This is a genomic window from Shewanella algae, from assembly GCF_009183365.2.
GTDB lineage: Bacteria > Pseudomonadota > Gammaproteobacteria > Enterobacterales > Shewanellaceae > Shewanella > Shewanella algae.
The window spans coordinates 3,017,867-3,038,393 of record NZ_CP068230.1; the positions used below are offsets into that span (position 1 = coordinate 3,017,867).

Genomic DNA, 20,527 nt, shown 5'->3' on the forward strand with positions numbered 1-20,527 from the left:
AAACACCATTTAAAATCAATAGTTTAATATAAATTTTAACTTTCTCTTTATTTATTTAACCTACCCGCATATTATGATTTTCACCAATTATTAGCGTTAAAGACTAACTGTTATCGTGGCCAATCCCTATCAGCAAGACAATCTTATCGGTCAATCCAATGCCCTGTTGGAGGTGTTGGAGCACGTTTCCCAAATCGCACCACTGTCCAAACCTGTGCTTATCATAGGTGAGCGGGGGACGGGTAAAGAGCTGATCGCCGAACGTCTGCACTATCTTTCCCAACGCTGGGATCAGAGTTTTATCAAGCTCAATTGTTCCTCTCTGAGTGAAAATCTACTGGAAAGTGAACTGTTTGGCCATGAGTCCGGCGCATTTACCGGCGCCAAGGGGCGTCATGAAGGCCGCTTCGAGCGCGCCGACGGCGGCACCCTGTTTCTCGATGAGCTGGCCAATACGTCCGGCCTCATTCAGGAGAAGCTGCTGCGGGTCATAGAATATGGTGAATATGAAAGGGTGGGCGGCAGCAAGACCCTCAATGCCGATGTACGCCTAATCTGCGCCGCCAATGAAGATTTACCCAGTCTGGCAGAAGCCGGCGAGTTTCGAGCCGATCTGCTCGACCGTTTGGCGTTCGATGTGATCACCCTGCCGCCGCTGCGCTGCCGCCGGGAAGATATTTTGCCATTGGCAGAATACTTTGCCGTGGGGATGGCGCGTCAGCTCAAACTGGAGCTGTTTACCGGTTTTGCCGCCGAAGCCGTGGCGACCATGATGGATCACAGCTGGCCGGGTAATATTCGGGAGCTGAAAAACGCCATAGAGCGCAGCGTCTATCGCCATGGTCATAACCCCGAACCGATTGAGAATATAGTGCTCGACCCTTTTGCCTCGCCCTACCGCCCCACCAAGCGGGTCAAGACTCATAGTCACCAGCTGGCGACCGCTGAAGTTGGCAATGAAGTCATTGCCGGCAGTGCCGCCGCACCGACAAACGATAGCCCGGAACCTTCGGCAAACCAGATACAGTTCCCGGTGGACTTCAAACAGTGCTGTGAAGACTTCGAGACTGACCTTATTCAACGTGCGCTCAGTGCCAGCCAGTTCAATCAAAAGAAAACCGCTGAGCTACTGGGACTTAGCTACCATCAGCTCAGAGGCATACTGAAAAAATACAATTTGCTCGATAAGGCATAAGCCGATTGCCCAGGTAACGGCTGCACTGCTAAAATGTTCGGTCAACATCTGAATAACTAACGATTTTGCAATGAATCTGCTGACGTTACGCCCCGGGCGAGACTCTGATGCAATGGCGCGAGTCTCCAGGAGCAAGCTCTACGGAGATCTTGTGGCAGGGCGTTTATTCCGCTCATGCCGGCGCCTGAAGCTGACCGGGAGCATACTGACCGGCCTGGCTCTGACAATGCTGCTTGGCGGCTGTGGTCAACAGAAAGTGCCCTCCGGCCTGGTATACTGCTCCGAGGGCAATCCCGAGTCGTTCAACCCGCAGCTGGTGACCTCGGGAACCACAATCGATGCCACCTCGCACCAAATTTATAGCCGCCTGGTGGATTATGATCCCGAGAGCGGTGATATCATTCCGGCACTGGCAACCGAGTGGCAGATAAGCGAAGACGGCCTCAGTTATGAGTTTGAGCTGCGCCAGGGTACCCAGTTTCACGATCTGCCCTACTTTCACCCCAGTCGGCATTTCAATGCAGATGATGTGCTGTTCAGTTTCAATCGCATCATAGACAAGCAGCACCCTTTCCATGAGGTAGCTCAGGGCGGTTACCCCTTCTTCCAAAGCATAGGTTTTGCCGGGCTGATAAAATCCATCAGCAAACAGGGCGAATATAGAGTCAGATTTGAACTCACCCAGCCCGATGCCTCATTCCTTTCCAACCTGGCCACCGACTTTGCGGTGATCCTCTCCAAAGAGTATGCCGATCAGCTTCTTGCCCAAGGCAGCCCGCAGCAGTTGGATAACCAGCCGATAGGAACAGGCCCCTTTATGCTGGTGCAATACGTTAAGAATGAATATATCCGCTACCGGCGCCACCCGGGTTACTGGGGCAATATGCCGCAGTCTGAAATGCTGGTGTTCGATATCACGCCACGAAGCACTACCCGCCTGGCCAAGCTGATCACCGGCGATTGCAGCGTCTCGGCCTTGCCCAAGGCCGGTGAGTTGCCGGTTATTGAGCAGCACGACAACCTGGTTTTGGAAAGCCGCCCCGGGATGAATGTGGCCTATTGGGCCTTCAATACCCAAAAGCCGCCGTTCAATGATGTCAGGGTCAGACGGGCGCTGGCCTACGCCATCGACAAGCAAAACCTGCTAAGGGCCGTTTATCAGGACACAGCCGTCGAGGCAACCGGTATTCTGCCGCCCTCCTCCTGGGCCTATTCCGATTCGGCCAAGAGTTATGAATATGCCCCTGACAAAGCCAGAGCTCTGCTGGATGAAGCCGGCATAGATAAACTGGAGCTGGATATCTGGGCTATGCCTGTGGCACGAATATACAACCCCAATGCGCTGAAGACCGCCGAGCTGATCCAGGCCGATTTGGCGACCATAGGTGTCAAGGTCAATATCGTCAACTACGATTGGAGTGTCTTCACCCAAAAACTGGCACGCAGTGATTATGACTCGGTACTCATCGGCTGGAACGCCGACAACAGCGATCCGGATAACTTCTTTACCCCCTTACTCAGTTGTGGCTCTATCGCCTCCAACAACAATCGTTCTCGCTGGTGTAACCCCAGGTTTGACGCCCTGCTCAACCAGGCCAGAAGCGTGACCGACAGAGAAAGCCGAAGTTTGCTGTACCACCAGGCCGAGGCGATTCTGGCACAGGATATGCCGTTGGTGAGCCTGGCTCATGCCAAACGTATGGCACTGAAGAATGCCAGCGTGACCGAAACCAGCCTCACGCCTTTTGGCGGCATCGCCTTTGCCAACATAGGCCACGGCAACAAACCGGCTGTTGAGAAAAAAACATCGCCCGCCAAGGAGCAAAACTGATGGCTGCTTATCTGCTGCGCAGGCTTAATCTCTTTGTCGCCACCTCACTCATCCTTATCTGTGTACTCTTCTACGCCACCAGTTTGTTTCCGGTGGACCGCATCTATGCCCTGACCGGGATCCAAGCCCCGAGTGATGCCCAGGAGGCACAAATCATCGCCGACTATCATCTCGATGGCGGCTCCTTTTCTCAGTTTATTGGCTACCTGGGGCAGAGGCTCAGTGGCGATCTCGGCATTTCTGTGACCTCTCAAAGACCGGTGGCAGAAGAGCTGTTGGCGGTACTGCCGGCGTCTTTCGAACTGGCGACTGTATCCGGTTTGTTTGCCATCATCTTCGGGGTGCCGCTGGGGGTGTTGGCCTCGCTGAGTAAACAGAAACTGACCCAAAACGCCATCATGGCGGTGACACTGACAGGTTACTCGATTCCGGTATTCTGGCTCGGGCTGTCCCTGTCACTCTGGTTCGGGGTCAGACTGGGTTGGCTGCCAATTTCCGGGCAGATAAACCTGCTCTATGAGATCAAGCCTGTGACCGGTTTTATGCTGATAGATACCCTGCTGTCCGACTCGCAATACCGCTTATCCGCCTTTAAGGATGCCGCCTTGCACATTATCCTGCCGGCGCTGACCTTGTCTGTGTTGCCCTTTACCGTGGTGGTGCGTATTACCCGCTCGGCGATGATGAATGTGATGAACCAGACCTATATCCGTGCCGCCGAGGCCAGAGGCCTGCCCACGGGTAAAATCGTGTTGCGCCACGCCCTGCCCAATGCCTTAATCCCCCTGCTCAAGCACCTGGGACTTATGCTGGGGCCATTTGCCAGCTATGCCATAGTGGTGGAAGTGATCTTCAGCTGGCCCGGGGTCGGCTCCTGGCTGGTATCAGGTATCTACCAACGGGATTACACTGTGATCCAGGGCGGTACACTGGCGGTAGCGCTGCTGATTATCTTTCTGAGTATTCTGATTGAAGTGCTGCATACGGCCACCAATCCGCTCAGCAGGAAGGAACTCTATGCCTCAAATTAAGATTTATCAGGAAGACGATATTCCATCCCCCAGCCTCAAGCTCTGGCGTACCTTTGCCGCCAATCCTTTTGCGCTTGCCGGGCTTTGGGGCGTGCTCTGCCTGCTGATCCTGACAATGTTCGGGCCCATGATTGCCCCCTACCCGGCCGATTTTCAAGATCCCAACGCCCTGTTACTGCCACCATCCTGGGACGATCTCGGCACGGTTGAGCACTTTCTCGGTACAGACGATCTCGGCCGGGATATCTTTTCCCGCCTGCTGCATGGCACCAGTTACACCTTCGGCATGGCGCTGGCGATTGTCGCCACCGCACTCCTGGTCGGATTTATCATAGGTTCATTCTCGGGGATGATGCGCGGCCTCAAGTCCAGTATCCTAGGGCACCTGCTCGATGCCTTGCTGTCGATTCCATCACTCTTGATGGCTATTCTGGTGGTGGCGGTAATGGGCCCCGGGCTGATGAACGTATTCTGGGCCGTGGGTATCGCGCTCACGCCTCAGTTTGTTCGCGCCATACATCAAGCCGTGCATGAAGAGTTGCAAAAAGAATATGTCACCGCCGCCAAGTTGGATGGCGCCAATGGTCTGCAGATATTCTGGTTTGTGATTATGCCCAATGTCTGGGAGACTGTGATTATTCAAACAACGCTGGCAATATCGGCGGCCATTTTGGATATCGCCGCGCTGGGTTTCCTCAATCTCGGTGCCCAGGCGCCCAAATCCGAATGGGGTGCCATGGTATTCCAGGGCCTGGATAACCTGCTGACCGCTCCCTGGACAGTGACCATTCCGGGAGCCGCTATCCTGCTGAGTGTGTTGGCCGTCAACCTGGTCGGCGATGGACTGAGATCGGCGCTTGCGCCCATCAGAAACTGATTATGCCGTTACTCGATATTCGTAATCTCACCATAGAACTGGACACGCCCCATGGGCGGGTCAAGGCGCTGGAAAAAGTCAGCCTGACAGTCAATGCCGGTGAAATCCATGGTCTGGTCGGTGAATCCGGCTCGGGCCGCTCTCTCATGGCGCGGGCCATTCTCGGGATCCCCGGCCCCAACTGGACTGTCACCGCCGATCGCATGATGTGGGATGGCCGCAACCTGATGGAAATGAATCAGGCGGAGCGGCGCAGCCTTATGGGCTCTGATATGTCGATGATATTTCAGGATCCCTCCGGCAGCTTTGACCCGGCGCTCACTGTGGGCAGCCAATTGATTGAAGCCATGCCGCTGAATAAGCAAACACCTTTCTGGCGCCGCGGTAAAGAGCGGCGTCTTACAGCACAAAAATGGTTGCACAAGGTGGGGGTCAAAGAGCCGCGGCGGGTGCTGGCCAGCTACGCCTGGGAACTCTCCGAAGGTGAATGCCAGAAAGTGATGATTGCCATGGCGCTCGCCAATCGTCCCAAGTTACTGATCGCCGATGAACCCACGGCTTCGATGGAACCCAGTACCCAGGCGCAGATATTTCGTCTGTTGACTCAGCTCAATCAGTTGCAGAACGTCGCCATCTTGCTGATCAGCCACGAGTTGGACACACTGTCGAACTGGTGTAACCGTCTGACTGTGCTCTACAGCGGCCAGGTGATGGAATCCGGCCCTACCGCAGAGCTACTTGAGCAGCCTTATCATCCCTATACCAAGGCGATGCTGGATAATATGCCGGACTACTCAGGCCCTGCAGCCCACAAGACACTGATGCCGACCCTGCCAGGCTCAGTGCCGGCGCTGCAACATCTGCCGATAGGCTGCCGCCTGGGGCCTCGCTGCCCGGAAGCCCGCAAACAATGCGTGGTGCAACCGCAACTGAGCCATCATAAAGACAGATATTACGCCTGCCATTTCCCTTATCAGAGTGAGCCTATTGATGACGACTCCCTTGCTTAAAGTCACGGACCTGAGCAAACGCTACTTCAGCGGCTACAAGGGCTTTCGCCGCCAATATACTGAGGCTTTGGCGCCCATTTCGTTTGAACTCAACAGTGGCGAAACCCTGGCCATTGCCGGTGAAGCCGGCTCCGGCAAGAGTACTCTGGCCCGTATTTTGGTCGGTGCCGAGTATCGCAGCGGCGGGCAAATTCTGTTCAATGGCGAGCCGCTCGACAGCCATGATCTGAAACAGCGCTGCAGACTTATCCGGATGATATTCCAGGATCCCAATACCTCACTCAACCCCAGGCTGACCATAGGGGAACTGCTCAATGAGCCGCTGAGGTTCAATACCCGGCTCTCGGCCCATGCCCGCAGTGAGCAAGTGGTTGAGACTTTGCGCAAAGTCGGCTTGCTGCCGGAACACGTGGAGTTTTATCCCCACATGATTTCCGAAGGTCAGAAACAGCGGGTGGCGGTGGCCCGGGCCTTGATGCTCAACCCGAGGATCATTATCGCCGATGAAGCTCTGACGGCGCTGGATCTCTCGGTGCGGGCCCAGATCCTCAACCTGCTGCTCAAGCTGCAAAAAGAGATGGGGCTTTCCTATATTTTTGTGTCCCACAACCTCAATGTTATCCGCCATGTAAGCGACAAGATCATGGTGTTGCACAAGGGGGTGATGGTGGAAAAAGCCGCCACCGAGACCCTGTTCAATGATCCGCAACACGAATACACCCAAAGATTATTGCAGGAGCAGGCACAACTGGCCCGCAAGCGTTGATAAGGGTTCAAACTGCTCCAACCACTGCCCCGTCGGCAGGCTTTTTGAAAAAATCAGTACCAATTAGAGTTGAAATACTTATCCTAATGACAGTTTTCGGAAGAAGAAGCTAAGACATGATTATTAAACCTAAAATTCGTGGTTTCATTTGTACCACTACTCATCCTCTGGGCTGTGAAGCCAACGTGCTGGAGCAGATAAACACCACCAAGGCCAAAGGCAAGATAGCCAATGGCCCCAAGAAAGTGCTGGTGGTAGGTTCTTCCAGTGGTTATGGTCTCTCCTCCCGTATTGCCGCCGCCTTTGGTTCCGATGCTGCCACTATCGGGGTCTTTTTTGAAAAGCCCGGCACTGAGACCAAACCCGGCACAGCCGGTTGGTACAACTCGGCGGCGTTTGACAAGTTTGCCAAGGCTGAAGGCCTGTATTCCAAGAGCATCAACTGTGATGCCTTCAGCCATGAAGCCAAAGCCAAGGTGATTGAGCTGATCAAGGCCGATCTGGGCCAGATAGACATGGTGGTTTATTCACTGGCCTCGCCTGTACGCAAACTGCCAGACAGCGGCGAAGTGATCCGCTCGGCCCTCAAGCCTATCGGCGAGTCATATCGCTCTACCGCGGTGGACACCAACAAAGACACCATCATTGAAGCCTCGGTTGAGCCGGCGACAGAGCAGGAAATCAAAGATACTGTTACTGTGATGGGTGGTCAGGATTGGGAACTGTGGCTAGATGCCCTCGACAAGGCCGGCGTGCTGGCCGATGGTTGCAAGACAGTAGCTTACAGCTATATAGGTACAGAGCTGACCTGGCCTATCTACTGGCATGGCGCTCTGGGTAAAGCCAAGATGGATCTCGACCGCGCCGCCGGCGAACTGAACCAAAGACTGGCCGCCAAGGGTGGCAGTGCCAATGTCGCCGTGCTCAAGAGTGTGATCACTCAGGCCAGTTCGGCTATTCCGGTAATGCCACTGTATATCGCCATGGTCTTCAAGAAGATGCGCGAAGAAGGCCTGCATGAAGGCTGCATGGAACAGATTTACCGTATGTTCAGCGAGCGCCTATACAAGGCCGATGGCAGCAAGCCAGAAGTAGACGATGCCAACCGCCTGCGCCTGGATGATTGGGAACTGAGAGAAGATATCCAGCAGCATTGCCGCGATCTCTGGCCACAAATCACCACAGAAAACCTCAGTGAGCTGACCGACTACCGTGAGTACAAGGCCGAATTCCTCAAGCTGTTTGGCTTTGGTATCGAAGGCATAGACTATGATGCCGACGTTAATCCGGCCGTTGAGTTTGATGTTATAGAGCTCTAAACAAGGTGCAGGCAAGTATCAAGTCGCTGTTAAACGCTGCTCTTGATTAAATGCACAAAAGAAACGCCCCCAATTGCCTTAGCTATTGGGGGCGTTTTACCTTTTCGGGTATTTTTGATTAGAAGCTCAGGCTGGTGCTGGCCTTTTGCTTATCATTGTCGGTCACTGTCAGTGTCACTTCATTGGCACGACCGCCAATACGCATGGCAACCGGGCCGTTGAATCTACGCCCATCGTTGAAGCGCCACTGCTGCTTTTTGATATAACCGTCAGGATCATAGCTCTCGGAGATAAACACCTGCAGCAGCCAAAGATCCAGATGACGGATAACCGCCACAGGCTCGGTCGGCTCAGGGGCTATCTCAACGGTTACCTCACGGCTGACACTGTGCTGGGCACCTTTGTCATCGGTCACGGTCAGAGTGATGAGGTAGACACCGCTTTGTTGGTATTCATGGCTCACCTGCTCGCCAAAGGCTTGAGTACCATCACCCAGATCCCACTCCAGGCTCACCAACTCACCGTCGCTATCACTCGAAGTGCTAGCAAGCGCCACTGCGGCACCATTTTGCTGCACTGAGAACTCGGCAACCGGTGTCTGATTGGCCGCGGCAAAGTCCAGGGCGATGATCACAGGGTCGTGATCCGATGAGCGGAAGGCATCGTTGCTGTAGAAACTTTGCAGTTGCTCCGGCGTCTTGAACTCAGTGTTGTAGTCCAGCACCCTGGGTTCATCAGTATTGATATGCCAATCGGTCACATCACGAACATTGGCCAGCATGGCTTCATTGGCCAATGCATGATCTAGCTGTCCCGACTCACCGGAGAACACATAGGAGTATGCTGAAGGCTTACCAAGCTCGCCAAACAGCTCGGCGTAACCGGCATTGGCCAGGGTCGTCAGTGGATCTTCCTTGGCGTAGGCATTGAGATCCCCTATCACCAGCACCTTGTCATCCTGATATTCTGCCTGCAGGAACTGGCCTATCGCCATGGCTGCGCGGGTTCGGGTCAGATTACAGTTACCCTGGCCGTCGTTCATGTCGGGATCGCCCAGCGCATTACAATCACTGCCCTTGGACTTGAGGTGGTTGACCGCCACCACAAAGCTATCCTCACTGTCGTTCACGCTAAACTTCTGGGTCAGCATGGGACGGTTCTTGCCATCGTTGAACAGCACCTGACCATTGTCATCCAGCGCCGAATTGCTGCTGTCCAGAATCGCCGCTACCCCTTCCGGGGTGACTCTGTCCTGACGATACAAAATACCGACGCTGATCTCATCGTTGCCAATACGATTAACCTGTGGCGCCAGATAGCGATAGCTGTCAGTGCCAATGGCGTCGTTGAGACCGCGGGCCAGATCGGCAATTGCCGAGTTACTGCCGAAACCATCGTTCTCGATTTCCATCAAACCGAAGACATCGGCGTTAATAGTTTTCATCGCCGCGATTATCTTGGCTCGTTGGCGCTCAAACTCCTCTTGAGTATCGGCGCCACGGGACGTGGGGAAACCACCGCCCTGGCCATCGCCGTTGAAATAGTTGAGCACGTTGAAACTGGCAACTGTCAAGGCATCGAGACGATTCAACTCAGGCTCGGACGCTCTGGGATTGGCGGCAACAAAGTTGACGGTATCGACCGGCATCAAACGGTAAATGCCAAAGCCGTAATGCATCACCGCGGTGAGGTTTGTGACAGTATCACCGACTCTGAGCGGGTTAGCGGCGCTCAGACCCGGGGCCGGATAGATAACAGGATCCGGGTTTTGTGCTGTCAGGCCATCGTCAAGCACTATGGAATCCAGGGCATTGGCTGCCGTAACCGCCAAGGCATCGGCGCCGGGATTGGCCACCTGAGTACCGATAAAGTGACGGCTTGAACCCAACAACACCTCACCATAACGGCCAAGGTTGTAGACTTCGTTTACCGTAAGATGTTGCTCAAAGCTAACCAACATGCCTTCGAAGGCTTCAAGTGCACTGCTGTCATTGACCGGCAGGCTCACTCTGGCTGCACTCGGCAGAGGCTGTGATGTGGCACACAAGGCCTTGGCACTGACATTGGTCAGTTCGGTCAGGCCTTGATATTCAGTGACCTGAGCCCGCACTCGAATTCGGTCGCCGGCCTGATAGCCACTGGCGCTATTGCCTGTGTACAGGAACACCCCTTCCGAGGTCAAAGGATCGGCATCCGCCTCGGCATCGGCCATCTGCAGGAACAATCCCTTGAGACCCGCTTCCTGGTTGCTGGTGACTATAGCTTCCACTTCCAGGGTTTCACCAGCCAATGGACTGGCCTCACCGCTACCCTGCAATGCATGAATGGGTGTAGCCGCATCGCCGCAAACCAAGGCGCCATTACCGGGATCTGTCGGTTCACCCGGCTCGCCGGCATTACCGCCAAAGGCCCCCAGGTCGTCGATATTATCGATGGCGAAACCATCCCAACCGCTGAGGTCAACCGCATCGAAGGGGTCGAGATCCGCACTCAAGTTGTCCAGCTTACGCCTTATAGTATTGTTTTGAGTGGAAACATCACCACTGCCCCACTCGGAGCCGGGATCCACCCCAACCTGGCCCAGGCTGTCGACCACCTCACCATTACGGCTCAGCACCAGGGCATCATCACCGTTGAAGAAACTGGCGCTGCTGGTTTGCTGCGCCAATGTCAGGATTGCAGCATCGGCATCATTGTCGGCCAATACATGAGTGCCACCGGCGGCCAGCATGCCGCTCAGGGCAATGCTGCTGCCTGCGCTGCTACTGCCATTGAAGAAGATATCCAGCTGATACTGGCTGAGATCGACAGCTTGGCTGCCGGCGTTAAAGAGTTCGATGGCCTTGTTATTGCCTGAGCCTTCAACATATTCGGAAATGATCACTTGCTCGCTCGCCTGAGCCTGGGCAGCAATACTGCCCACGGCCAGGGCAAGCAGACTTGCCTTGGTTAACATATTGACCCCTGAAATATATCCTGATTATAGTGATTTTCTTATTTATCAATAAGTAATGTTATTTCCACATCCCCGCATCCGGAGATGCAGCCACTATAAAGGCCACAGGTTACAATCAAGTTGCAATATGTAAAATATTTATCAAACTTTAGTGTTAGTTAATTAGTCCTATCAAGGGGTTAGCTTGGAGAAAAAATTGAAAGCGCCTGAGTAACTCTAGTGCTCTAAGAATATGGCCTTACCACTCTTAGGTTCAAAGCGGCTTAAGTTGGCTGTCACGCAAGCCCACTAACATCAGCTCCCCGTCAGCGCCCAATCTCAGCTCGCCATAACGCCCCTGGCTGAAATGCTCGGCCTGGCCCTCTTCAAAGAAAAAAGCCTGACTCGCCAATTGCACTTCTCCCTGACGGACTTTAAACGGCAAGCGTCTTTGCCGCTGCAACAAAGGAGCCTCCGGGTCACTCTCCAACGCCACAAAAGCGGCGCGCTGCTGCTCGTCGAGACTCACTCTGAGCCAGCCCTGCATATTGTCCTGAAACTGCCCTTTTGCACGCAGCTCATTGGCCAGTTTCCGGGCCAATTTATAGTCGAGTTGCATATAATCCCCCTGCATCAGCGAGCGGGGATCCACCGGGGCCAGCTCAAGCAAAATGGGCTCACCGTGCTGCCAGAGCTGCTCTTTCTGCCACACGGAAATGTTGATGGCCAGCAAACAAAGCAGCCCCCATATGAGGCACAACCCCATGATTTTTGGCGTCAATTTCGGTTTCATGACTGCTCTCCTCCATTCTGCGCCGCCAGCCACTCAGGCCTGTCGCTCAAAGGCTTGAGCGCAAACCAGAGCAGTAGCAGACTCACGCCAAGCAACATCAGCAGCAAGGATTTTTCCAACAAGGTTTGCTGTAACGAGTAATAGTAATAACCGCAGTAGACCGGCATAGCCAGGACCCCGAGCCAGAGCAGCAAGCGCTCGGCCAGCACAAAGCCGAAAACCGCGACCAACGCGCCGGCGATAAGCCCGGGGATCCACCAAAACCAAACCAAGGCCGACAGCAGTCCCAGTAACAACAGCACCTGCGAACGCCCATCCAATTGATGCCGGATTGCGTTCATTCGACTGCCGAAAAGACACCAAAGTTGCCACAGCAGCAAAGCTTCAAGTAACCATTGCGCGCCCTGCAACATAGCAAGGCTCACACCGGTATCCTTTAACTCCCAGACACCTTCCAGCCAAACCAATTGCGGCGTCTGACAAAAGAGCAGCGCCAAGGTCATGGCCATGGCAAGGGAGCGCCAGCGAAGCGGCGTCTTGCCCCAGTCGGCCTCATGGCGCCAAAGCAGCACAAAGCCCAGTAGCAGTGCCGGCGTCACCAAGGGTAATAATGAAAGAGTCTGCAGCAGCGCAATCAAGGCCAATAATGCCAGCAGCGCGCAACTGGACCGGGTCAAATAAGGTGGCAGCAGATACCAGTGAAGCGAGGCCACCAGGGCCAGCATCAACCACCAGCGCCAGGAAGCCACTTCAAACAGCAGCTCGTCAAAGGTTATGCCATAGAGCACCAAGGCGGCCACGGCAAAGCTCAAGGCAAACTGAGAGATAAACAGTCCACTTTGACCTCGGCTCAAACCAAAGGCCACTGCAGATGCCGCCAGCGCCAGGCTCAGCAACAACCCAGGCTGAATATCGTCCAACAATAACGCCAGGCTGGTGCCGATGAAACCCAGCAAACAGATCCCGGCTAACCAGCCAAACAGGATAAGCATCGCCTTGAGATACCAGGGACTTTGCAACTCTGGTGTCTCTTGTGCCACATCCCCCGAGACAATGCCTGCCTGCTGCAGCCGTTGCCAGAAAAGGCTGTCCGCATTAAGGACGATTTGCTCATCCTCCCTGGGCTCTGTGTCGGCTGTCGCATCCTTGTATTTTTGGGTCTGTTGCTCTGGTGCAGCGGCCAGATAGTCAGCCTGCAAGCGCTTTAGCAGCAAGGCGACGACTGAGGCACTGAGCAGCACGCAAAGCGTCATCAGGGCAAACAACAGTACCACGGCATCACCGTCAAGCACTTCAGACAGCAAGCGCAGCAACCAGAGATCAAACAGCGCTGCCGTGCCGAAAAGCCCGAGCGCCATGCCGTAGAGTTTACGCCTTGTGTGATAGCCTCGTATCAGCGCTGCGGCAACAACCCCGTAGAGAACGACAGCAATAAACTGCTGTGCGCTCAAGGAGTCGAACAGTGTCCAACAACTCGCCAACAACAAAAAGCCCCAACTCAGCAGCCCGCTTGTTACCTCGCTGAGGGGGATGCCGTGCTTGTCTGTCAGCGCAAAACGAAGCAGGCATTGATGCAGCAGCCAATTAAGCGCAAACAGTGACCAAGGGATAGCGAGCCTGTCATCCCCCAGCAAGCTAAACAGGTCTGCAAACGGCAATGAGGTTATCTGCAGCAACAAGCACAGGGCCAGGTTCAACAGCAAGATAAGCAGCAGATAACCGGCTTCCAGTTTCAAAAACACCACCCAGGGCAGAATAAGCAGTGCCCACACGGCAAACAACTGCCAGTTGTCAGCCCCTTGCTGATAGCTCTGGCCGATAAAGGCCAGCAAGACGCCGATAAACACACAGGCCACAAACAGGAGCCAGGGCAAAGCGCCTTGTGCCTTGTCGGCAAGGGGTGGCTTTAACCATCGGCTCAACGCAAAGGCCAGCAACAAACAGCCCAGCAAGCCGGTTTCCAATAACGCCAACTTGCCCATGCGCGGTAAAGCGGCCCAGTTGTAGGCAAAAAAGCAGATAAGCGCCGAAGCAAAACAGAGTGCAGCACTCCCCAGCAGCAGAGGGTTGAAAAAGCTCAGGCTCTGCTTGGCCCCAGGTGATGGCAGTAATCCCAAGGCTTTGCGCCACGCAGCCCCCGAGACAAGATGCTGCGAATGCCATAGATAAAGTTGCTGCTTGGCCTGGGCTCTGTGTTGTTGCAAAGCATCCATGAAATGACCTGCCCGCTTTCCTTGAATGAATTAAGTTCCTATATTTAATCACAAGATCAAACAGATCAAACAGATCAGCAGAGTTGGAGGTAGGGTTTGTGTGTCAGACGTTTCCATACCGGGAAGATATCAAGAAGAGCCCCTGTTTGGCAGTGGCTGTTGGCTTGCCTATTTCAGGCTTGTCTGTTGCTGCCCACGCAAGTGCAGGCCGCCACTGAGACGCCCGAGTCTCGCGACTCAAGGCCCCTTATCCTGGTGGGCGGTTATGATTTTCCGCCCTATATCCGGCTGCACAATCAGCATCCACCCTCGGGCTTGAGTATCATGCTGCTCGATGCGATTGCCGCCAGACACCCCGAATATCGATTTCTGTTTGTTCCCACCAGCATACACAACAGATACGCCGCCTTCAGTCGTGGCCGTTTCCAGATGATGTTGTTTGAAAACCCACAGTGGGGCTGGAGCAAACTCAACCCACAGCCACACTTCATCCCACTGCCATTTGAAGACAGTGAGATCTATATCGCCAAGGCAGAGAAAAATCGCGACGAGCAGTTTTTTAACCAATTGAACAACAAACAGATGTTACTGGTGGAAGGTTATCATTACCCCGGACTCTGGCAGGAGCTCGGAGGCCCACCTAAAAGAGTGCGTTATGTCAGCAGTAATCATGAGGTATTGCAGGGGATCCTCAAAGGGCGGGCAGATATCGCCCCCCTGACCCGTTCCATGCTGGAGCGCTACCTGGCCAAGTATCCCAATAAACGCCGGCAATTGATGATATCCGACCTCAGGGTGCAGCATTATGACCACCATATTCTGCTCGCGGACGATGCCGCCATCAAAGAGACCAAACTGATAGCCACTCTGGAAGCGTTACGAGCCGAAGGCGTGCTGCAAAAGTTGTCACGTCAGTTCAGCCTGCCCTTGCGAGCGCCGTCCATGGCGCCAAAGCCGCTGACAGAGGCGAAAGAACCCTCTGTCAGTCCCGTTGCAAGGCAATAATGGGATCCAGTTTGGCCGCCTTCTGCGCCGGATAGAGGCCAAAGCCGACCCCAATACTCATACAAACCCCGAGCGCCAGCAGTATCGCAAAGGGAGACCAAGCCACAGGCCAACCGGCCGCAGTTGATATAAGCAGCGCCAGTCCCAGCCCTACGACTATGCCAAACAGACCGCCGGTAGCCGAAATGGCGATACTTTCAATCAAAAACTGCCGGGCGATATCCTTGCGCCTGGCTCCCAGCGCCCGCAGCAAACCTATCTCGGCGGTGCGCTCCAAAATGGTGGCCAGCATAATGTTCATAATGCCAATTCCGCCCACCAGAAGCGAGATCCCGGCGACACAGGCCATGACGATATTGAAGATCTGTTGGGTCTTCTGATGTTGGGCCAGAAGGTCGGCCGGCACCACTATGTCATAGTCCTTCTCACCGCCATGACGGCGCTGCAACAGATGATTCAGGCTCTTGGCCGCCAGCGAAGGCTCAACCTCTTCCCTGAGCGACAGCTTGATCATGTCCAGCTCATCTTCAAGCGCCTTGAACTGCATCTTTTTCAGGGCGCTCGACAGTGGAATAAACACCTGATTGCGCTCGCCCCCAAGCTTGACGCCCTGGATTTTGGACTTACCGCGATTGGCATCGGCCAAGATACCCACCACGGTAAACCATTGATGGTTAATCTTGATGTTCTTGCCAAGGGCATCGCCCTTGGGAAACAGGCTGCGGGCCGCCTCTGGCCCCAACACGGCGACCTGGCGAAAGTAAACTTGATCCTGCTCGGTAAAAATCTGCCCTTCACTGAGCTTGAGCGATGTCAGCCCAAAATAGCTGGGAGTCACTCCCATCACACTGGCATCGCTGCGCCCTTCGGCGGAAAACAGGCTGAAGGCCTTTACTTCCTTGGCGGCGCCCCAATCCTGGATAAAAGGCAAGGTGTCTCTGGCACTGTCGATATCACGCAGGCTCAGGCCGACACTGTGTTCACGAATCGATTTCAGCGCCTCGCCGTCATTGCTGCGGCTGTTGACCACCAGATTGCGAACCCCCATGGATTCAATCATCTTCAAAGCTTCACGCTCGGCACCCTCACCGACGCTGAGCATGGCTATAACGGCGCCGACACCGAATATCATCCCCAGCAACGTCAAGGCGGTACGCAGCTTATGGTGGCGCATCTCATCGAACGCCTGGGCAAATCCTTGCCATAGCCCTATCACCGGACTCATAGCTGACTCCTCTTGGGTGGGGTTGTCAGGGCTATTACATCACCGGGATTTAGCCCGGCGGTAATTTCGGTGCGGTTAAGGGACCTGTGCCCCGGAGTCACATCCCGGCGCACAAACCCGCCGCCCTGCTTAAGAAACACCCAGTAGCGCCCATCTTTTTGAAACAGGGCTTGATTGGGTACAGTCAATACATCATTGAGATCCAGCACCTGTACCTTGGCGTTCACTTGTCTTCCCGGCTGCATAATGGCCGGCAAAGTTTGATCCAGGCTGATGGTGAACTGGAAATAGTTTACCGGGCTATCTCTGTCTTTGGGCTTGGCCAGCGCATCGACCTGGGTCACTGTGCCGCTAAAAGGCCTCTCAGGATAGGCATCCAGAGTCACGGTGGCCTGCTTGCCGATGGCGAGCCCCACAGCTTCCGATTCAAGCACATAGACCCTTGCCTGCATCACGGAAGTATCCGGCAATATACCTATGGGGAATCCGGACCAGATCATGTCACCCACCACAGGAAAGGCGCCATCCCAGCCAGCCTGATAGACAAACAGCCCATCGTGCGGCGCGATGATCTCCATCTGTGATAGATTGCCCTGATACCTGTCCATCTTGGCCTGATGGCCTTTCTGTTTCAGCTTGATAAGCGCCTGCTCGGCATCGGCCTGCGCCTGGTGCTGAGTGCCGCCCCACTGAAAATAATCCAGCTTGGCATCCAGATATTCCTTGTTGCGCATCTGATCTATGATGTCGATTTTGGTGTAGACCCGCTCATCTTCACTGAAAAAGCGCTCGGCCAACTCCCGCTCATTACCTGTAACCTTGCTTCCCAGAGTCAAACTCTGGCTCAAGGTGAGATCTTTCTCTGTCTGGATCTGTGCATCCTGAGCCAGGCGCTCAAAGTCGAAGGCTTCCATCTGCAAGCGAAACGACTCACGGGTATCATCGAGCCTGGCCACCACATCCCCGGCCTTAACCTGGGTAAAGTTGTTCTGGATCCAGGCCAGGGACTGAGGCCCACGTAACCCCGTGGGCACCACAACGGGAGTGGACTGCGCCGCTTCCAGCTCACCGCTGGCGGGGATATTGACCTGAAACTCGCCGCGGCTGACTGTCATGGTGAGCACGCCATCGTTGCCGCTTGGTTGGCAGCCACTCAAGGCCAAAGCTATTAAGGCCTGCGTTATCAAGGCACAAGCGATTAGCGAATGATTCTTCATGGCAGCAATACCTCATCGCCCACCTGCAAACCGGAGAGTATTTCAACCTGATCGCCACCCATGGCACCAACCCGCACCGACTGTTTGCGAGCCCCCAAGAGCCCGTCCAGCAGCACATAAGGATGACCGGCCTCGTAATGCACCGCATCCTGAGCCACCAGAGTACGCTGGCTGTCATCGGCAATTTCTATGCTGATCTTGGCGGTCATTCCCGGACGCATCAGCTCGGTATCCGGCTCGTCTATGCTGGCAACCGCATCGAACACCACCAGAGGAACCTCCTGGCTTTTGTTACGAAAAACCGCGCCCAACTCTTTGATTTTTCCTGTAAATACTTTATCAGGATTGGCATCCAGACGGATCTTGAGTTGCTGGCCCAGTTTAACTCTGCGGGCTTCTACTTCAGGGATCGCCATATTGACCTGCATGCTGTCGAGATCCGGGATAGACAACACCACATCACCGGCAAACACAGATTGGCCCTCCTTGAGCTTGTTGCCCTGAGGATCGTTGCCATAAACCACCATACCGGCACGGGGCGCCACCAATGTCATCGAGGCGATCCCCTTTTTCAGCGCCGCCACTTCGGCAGCGAACTTCTGCCTGTCTCCGTCGAGCATGGCTTCCCGTTGCCGGGCGCTCTCGGCCTCAAGTACCAGTTGCTGCTGCACCAGAGCCACCTTGTCACGGGCAATCACCGCGTCACGTTGGTACTTTTCTTTATCCAGCGCCGCAACTGTGTCATCAGAGAGTGCAAACTTACGCTCGGCCTTGTCCAACTCCATTTTGGCCTCCGCCAGTTGCAACTTGAGCTCTTCCATCTTCTTGGCATTACGCAGCTTGGAGGTCTGCAAGTCCTGCACCGTTGCCTCAAGCTCGGCCGATTTGACCGACAACCTTTGGGTCAGTTCCGAGGTATCCAACTGAGCCACCATCTCGCCGCTTTCCACCTCGCTGCCTTCGGGCGCCAGTTGCTTGACCTGGTATTGCCAGATGCGCCGCATCACAGGCGGCATTAAAGACACGGTATCGGCCGCCACCAGCTCGCCGGTGACTTCTATTTTTTGACTCAAGGGCCCCTGCACCACCTGAGTGCTCACCCCATCACTGCAGGCGCTCAGCGCAAGCAGTGCCAACCAGGCCAAACTAAAACGCTTCATGTTTGCCTCCGGTTTCCACCAGCACACTCATGCCGGGGATCATGGCGATATCCTCAGGCGCCTTGAAACGGATCCCGACTTCGAACCAGTTACTGCGGCCCCAGGCAGGTAAATTGATGGCCTGGCGACCGATACTGGCTATTTGTCCGGGAAAGGCGCGCTCAATTTCCGCATCCAAACTCATGGTGACGGCTTGCCCGGGTTTCAGGCGATCCACGTCCACCTCATTGACCCAGGCGATCACCTCCAGATCTTCCATGGCTGGCACAGTGGCAATTTGTCGCCCCACTTGCACCGTATCCCCCACCTCGAATTTTTTGTTGCTCCAAGGGTCCCGTCCAAGCAGCAAGGGGCCGGCGATTTCGGCTTTCAGCTCCAGGCTGTCCAAGTCCTTGAAGGCCTGGGCCAGCTCGAGCGCCGCCTTTTCCTTGTCAATCTTCAGCTGTGCCAGAGTCGCCTTCTCGGTATCCAGAGCTTCGGCCAGTGCTTGCTTGGCCTTGGTCACCTCGGCGTTTATCTGCAACAGCTTGAACTGATTGTCGGCGTACTCCTTGGCAGCAATAAAATCCGCCGGCACGGCCGCTACCAGTTGCGCCTTTTCCTGCTCCAGTAACTGCTTTTTCAGCTCAAATCTGGCTTGCAATACCTTGGACTTGAGCTCTATGGACTGGCTCTGCTCCTGCGCCGATACCCTGAGCATGCTGGCTTCCAACTGTTCTATCTGATTGGCTACCTGACTCTTGTCAAACACCACCACCACTTGCCCGGGGGACACCAAAGAGCCCTCGGGTAACATCCACTGAATTTGATAGCGCCAGGCATCTCCGGCCTTGGGGACGCTGAAAGTCTGCGACTTGGCGGAACTGACTTTACCTGTCAGTAGCAGCTGCGCTGCGGGCTGCGACTTGGCGTCCGTCACCTTGCCCCCTGGCGCCCCGAATGAAGAAGAGGGCGAGCTGGCAGCAGCCGTTGCCGGTATAGCAATTTCTGAAACAGCCAAGCTTGAAAAAGTCAGGCCCGAGACCGCCAGGCTCAAAAGTAAAAGAGAATCAGGCCGCATCTGCCCTCCTGTCACTCTGCAGGCAACCATCACGCATGCGGATAACCCGCTGGGCGTAAGCGGCCACTTCCTCTTCGTGGGTCACCAGAATAATGGTTTGCCCTGCGGCATGCAGCTCGGTAAACAGCGCCATGATCTCAAGTGAAGTCTTGCTGTCCAGCGCCCCTGTGGGCTCATCGGCCAGCAAAATGGCCGGGCGATTGACCAGGGAGCGGGCTATCGCCACCCGCTGACGCTGACCGCCCGAGAGTTGGTTGGGCCTGTGATCCAGTCGCTCTCCCAGCCCGACACGCCTCAGTAACTCTATAGCGTGGGTTTCATCGCCCTGCCCTTCTGGACTGTATCTCAACGGCAGCATTACATTTTGCAGCGCCGTGAGTCTCGGCAAGAGGTGAAAACTCTGGAACACGAAACCTATCTGGCGGTTACGCACCGCAGACAAGGCATCATCATCCAGTTGTCCCACCTCTTCGCCATTGAGCAGGTAACTGCCGCTGCTGGGTTTATCCAGGCAGCCTATGATATTCATCAGCGTCGACTTGCCTGAACCCGATGGCCCCATGATGGCCACAAATTCATTGGCTTGAATGTCGAAACTGACTTCATCAAGCGCACGCACACAAGCGTCGCCCATCTGATAGGTTTTGCAAAGTTGTTGAAGCTTTATCATTGCTCTTGGTGGGTATTGCGACCGGCGCTCAACCACTCCTTGTTATTGTCTGCAGCTTTGAACCTTGGATAAAGGCGCAAGTTCCCTATTTAATGCCAAATTCCAACGCCGGGCCGCAAGCTAATTGTAAGCTGACATTTCAGCGCCCGAGAACCAATGCTGTGATGCCTCAAACAGCTTGAGGCCGATGCAACGCCTCTTGGTGTAATTCGGGCCGGGC

General features: G+C 54.9%; 16 protein-coding genes. 8 read left to right on the forward strand and 8 right to left on the reverse strand.

The features are described from left to right. Positions 1-115: 115 nt before the first annotated feature. The 7 genes from pspF to fabV all read left to right on the forward strand — a co-directional run bounded on the left by pspF (position 116) and on the right by fabV (position 8,029). Positions 116-1,195 (forward strand): phage shock protein operon transcriptional activator, encoded by a 1,080-nt coding sequence (pspF, locus tag E1N14_RS13540; protein ID WP_025011222.1) that lies wholly within the window; start codon positions 116-118, stop codon positions 1,193-1,195. 226 nt (positions 1,196-1,421) lie between these two features. After that, the gene (locus E1N14_RS13545; protein ID WP_234520667.1) at positions 1,422-3,026 is read left to right on the forward strand and encodes an ABC transporter substrate-binding protein; all 1,605 of its coding nucleotides are present in this window, start codon (positions 1,422-1,424) and stop codon (positions 3,024-3,026) included. Then, positions 3,026-4,057 carry an ABC transporter permease gene (locus E1N14_RS13550; RefSeq protein WP_025011221.1) on the forward strand — a complete coding sequence of 344 codons (1,032 nt, stop codon included), beginning with the start codon at positions 3,026-3,028 and terminating at the stop codon, positions 4,055-4,057. Before E1N14_RS13545 ends, E1N14_RS13550 begins: the two co-directional genes overlap by 1 nt. Then, positions 4,044-4,934, forward strand: coding sequence for an ABC transporter permease subunit (locus E1N14_RS13555; protein ID WP_028780445.1), 891 nt, complete (start codon positions 4,044-4,046; stop codon positions 4,932-4,934). The genes E1N14_RS13550 and E1N14_RS13555 overlap by 14 nt, the downstream gene beginning before the upstream one ends. 2 nt (positions 4,935-4,936) lie before the next feature. Continuing rightward, a complete protein-coding gene (locus E1N14_RS13560) occupies positions 4,937-5,944 on the forward strand; it encodes a peptide ABC transporter ATP-binding protein (RefSeq protein WP_025011220.1) in 1,008 nt (335 codons plus the stop codon). Further along, positions 5,925-6,710, forward strand: a complete 786-nt coding sequence (locus E1N14_RS13565) for a peptide ABC transporter ATP-binding protein (RefSeq protein WP_025011219.1) — start codon at positions 5,925-5,927, stop codon at positions 6,708-6,710. The genes E1N14_RS13560 and E1N14_RS13565 overlap by 20 nt, the downstream gene beginning before the upstream one ends. 116 nt (positions 6,711-6,826) lie before the next feature. Beyond that, on the forward strand, positions 6,827-8,029 hold the full coding sequence (gene fabV, locus E1N14_RS13570; protein ID WP_025887141.1) for an enoyl-ACP reductase FabV: 1,203 nt from the start codon (positions 6,827-6,829) through the stop codon (positions 8,027-8,029). Between the two features lie 118 nt (positions 8,030-8,147). On the opposite strand, the gene E1N14_RS13575 is transcribed toward fabV, so the two are convergent. From E1N14_RS13575 to E1N14_RS13585, 3 genes are all read right to left on the reverse strand, one after another. After that, complete coding sequence (locus E1N14_RS13575; protein WP_062793373.1) at positions 8,148-10,985, reverse strand: ExeM/NucH family extracellular endonuclease; 2,838 nt, start codon at positions 10,983-10,985, stop codon at positions 8,148-8,150. Between the two features lie 253 nt (positions 10,986-11,238). Beyond that, complete coding sequence (locus E1N14_RS13580) at positions 11,239-11,757, reverse strand: GDYXXLXY domain-containing protein (RefSeq protein WP_025011218.1); 519 nt, start codon at positions 11,755-11,757, stop codon at positions 11,239-11,241. Next, complete coding sequence (locus E1N14_RS13585; RefSeq protein WP_062793372.1) at positions 11,754-13,970, reverse strand: DUF2157 domain-containing protein; 2,217 nt, start codon at positions 13,968-13,970, stop codon at positions 11,754-11,756. The genes E1N14_RS13580 and E1N14_RS13585 overlap by 4 nt, the downstream gene beginning before the upstream one ends. 186 nt (positions 13,971-14,156) lie before the next feature. On the opposite strand from E1N14_RS13585, the gene E1N14_RS13590 reads away from it, so the two are divergent. Further along, positions 14,157-14,975, forward strand: a complete 819-nt coding sequence (locus E1N14_RS13590) for a substrate-binding periplasmic protein (protein ID WP_025011215.1) — start codon at positions 14,157-14,159, stop codon at positions 14,973-14,975. Here E1N14_RS13590 and E1N14_RS13595 read toward each other — a convergent pair. From E1N14_RS13595 to E1N14_RS13615, 5 genes are all read right to left on the reverse strand, one after another. Further along, on the reverse strand, positions 14,953-16,200 hold the full coding sequence (locus E1N14_RS13595) for an ABC transporter permease (protein WP_025011214.1): 1,248 nt from the start codon (positions 16,198-16,200) through the stop codon (positions 14,953-14,955). The two genes, E1N14_RS13590 and E1N14_RS13595, sit on opposite strands and share 23 nt — an antisense overlap. Further along, complete coding sequence (locus E1N14_RS13600; RefSeq protein ID WP_025011213.1) at positions 16,197-17,417, reverse strand: efflux RND transporter periplasmic adaptor subunit; 1,221 nt, start codon at positions 17,415-17,417, stop codon at positions 16,197-16,199. The genes E1N14_RS13595 and E1N14_RS13600 overlap by 4 nt, the downstream gene beginning before the upstream one ends. Continuing rightward, complete coding sequence (locus tag E1N14_RS13605; protein ID WP_028780452.1) at positions 17,414-18,577, reverse strand: efflux RND transporter periplasmic adaptor subunit; 1,164 nt, start codon at positions 18,575-18,577, stop codon at positions 17,414-17,416. Before E1N14_RS13605 ends, E1N14_RS13600 begins: the two co-directional genes overlap by 4 nt. Further along, positions 18,564-19,496: an HlyD family secretion protein gene (locus tag E1N14_RS13610; protein ID WP_234520649.1), complete on the reverse strand. Its 933-nt coding sequence runs from the start codon at positions 19,494-19,496 to the stop codon at positions 18,564-18,566. The genes E1N14_RS13605 and E1N14_RS13610 overlap by 14 nt, the downstream gene beginning before the upstream one ends. Positions 19,497-19,626: 130 nt before the next feature. Continuing rightward, positions 19,627-20,307, reverse strand: a complete 681-nt coding sequence (locus E1N14_RS13615) for an ABC transporter ATP-binding protein (RefSeq protein ID WP_025011211.1) — start codon at positions 20,305-20,307, stop codon at positions 19,627-19,629. Positions 20,308-20,527: the final 220 nt, after the last annotated feature.

Coding starts and splice junctions, on each gene's coding strand:
- E1N14_RS13585 (WP_062793372.1), bottom strand. CDS start 13,970: ATGGATGCTTTGCAACAACACAGAGCCCAGGCCAAGCAGCAACTTTAT.
- E1N14_RS13575 (WP_062793373.1), bottom strand. CDS start 10,985: ATGTTAACCAAGGCAAGTCTGCTTGCCCTGGCCGTGGGCAGTATTGCT.
- E1N14_RS13560 (WP_025011220.1), top strand. CDS start 4,937: ATGCCGTTACTCGATATTCGTAATCTCACCATAGAACTGGACACGCCC.
- E1N14_RS13615 (WP_025011211.1), bottom strand. CDS start 20,307: ATGATAAAGCTTCAACAACTTTGCAAAACCTATCAGATGGGCGACGCT.
- E1N14_RS13595 (WP_025011214.1), bottom strand. CDS start 16,200: ATGAGTCCGGTGATAGGGCTATGGCAAGGATTTGCCCAGGCGTTCGAT.
- E1N14_RS13605 (WP_028780452.1), bottom strand. CDS start 18,577: ATGAAGCGTTTTAGTTTGGCCTGGTTGGCACTGCTTGCGCTGAGCGCC.
- E1N14_RS13565 (WP_025011219.1), top strand. CDS start 5,925: ATGACGACTCCCTTGCTTAAAGTCACGGACCTGAGCAAACGCTACTTC.
- E1N14_RS13550 (WP_025011221.1), top strand. CDS start 3,026: ATGGCTGCTTATCTGCTGCGCAGGCTTAATCTCTTTGTCGCCACCTCA.
- E1N14_RS13580 (WP_025011218.1), bottom strand. CDS start 11,757: ATGAAACCGAAATTGACGCCAAAAATCATGGGGTTGTGCCTCATATGG.
- E1N14_RS13600 (WP_025011213.1), bottom strand. CDS start 17,417: ATGAAGAATCATTCGCTAATCGCTTGTGCCTTGATAACGCAGGCCTTA.
- fabV (WP_025887141.1), top strand. CDS start 6,827: ATGATTATTAAACCTAAAATTCGTGGTTTCATTTGTACCACTACTCAT.
- E1N14_RS13545 (WP_234520667.1), top strand. CDS start 1,422: ATGCTGCTTGGCGGCTGTGGTCAACAGAAAGTGCCCTCCGGCCTGGTA.
- E1N14_RS13555 (WP_028780445.1), top strand. CDS start 4,044: ATGCCTCAAATTAAGATTTATCAGGAAGACGATATTCCATCCCCCAGC.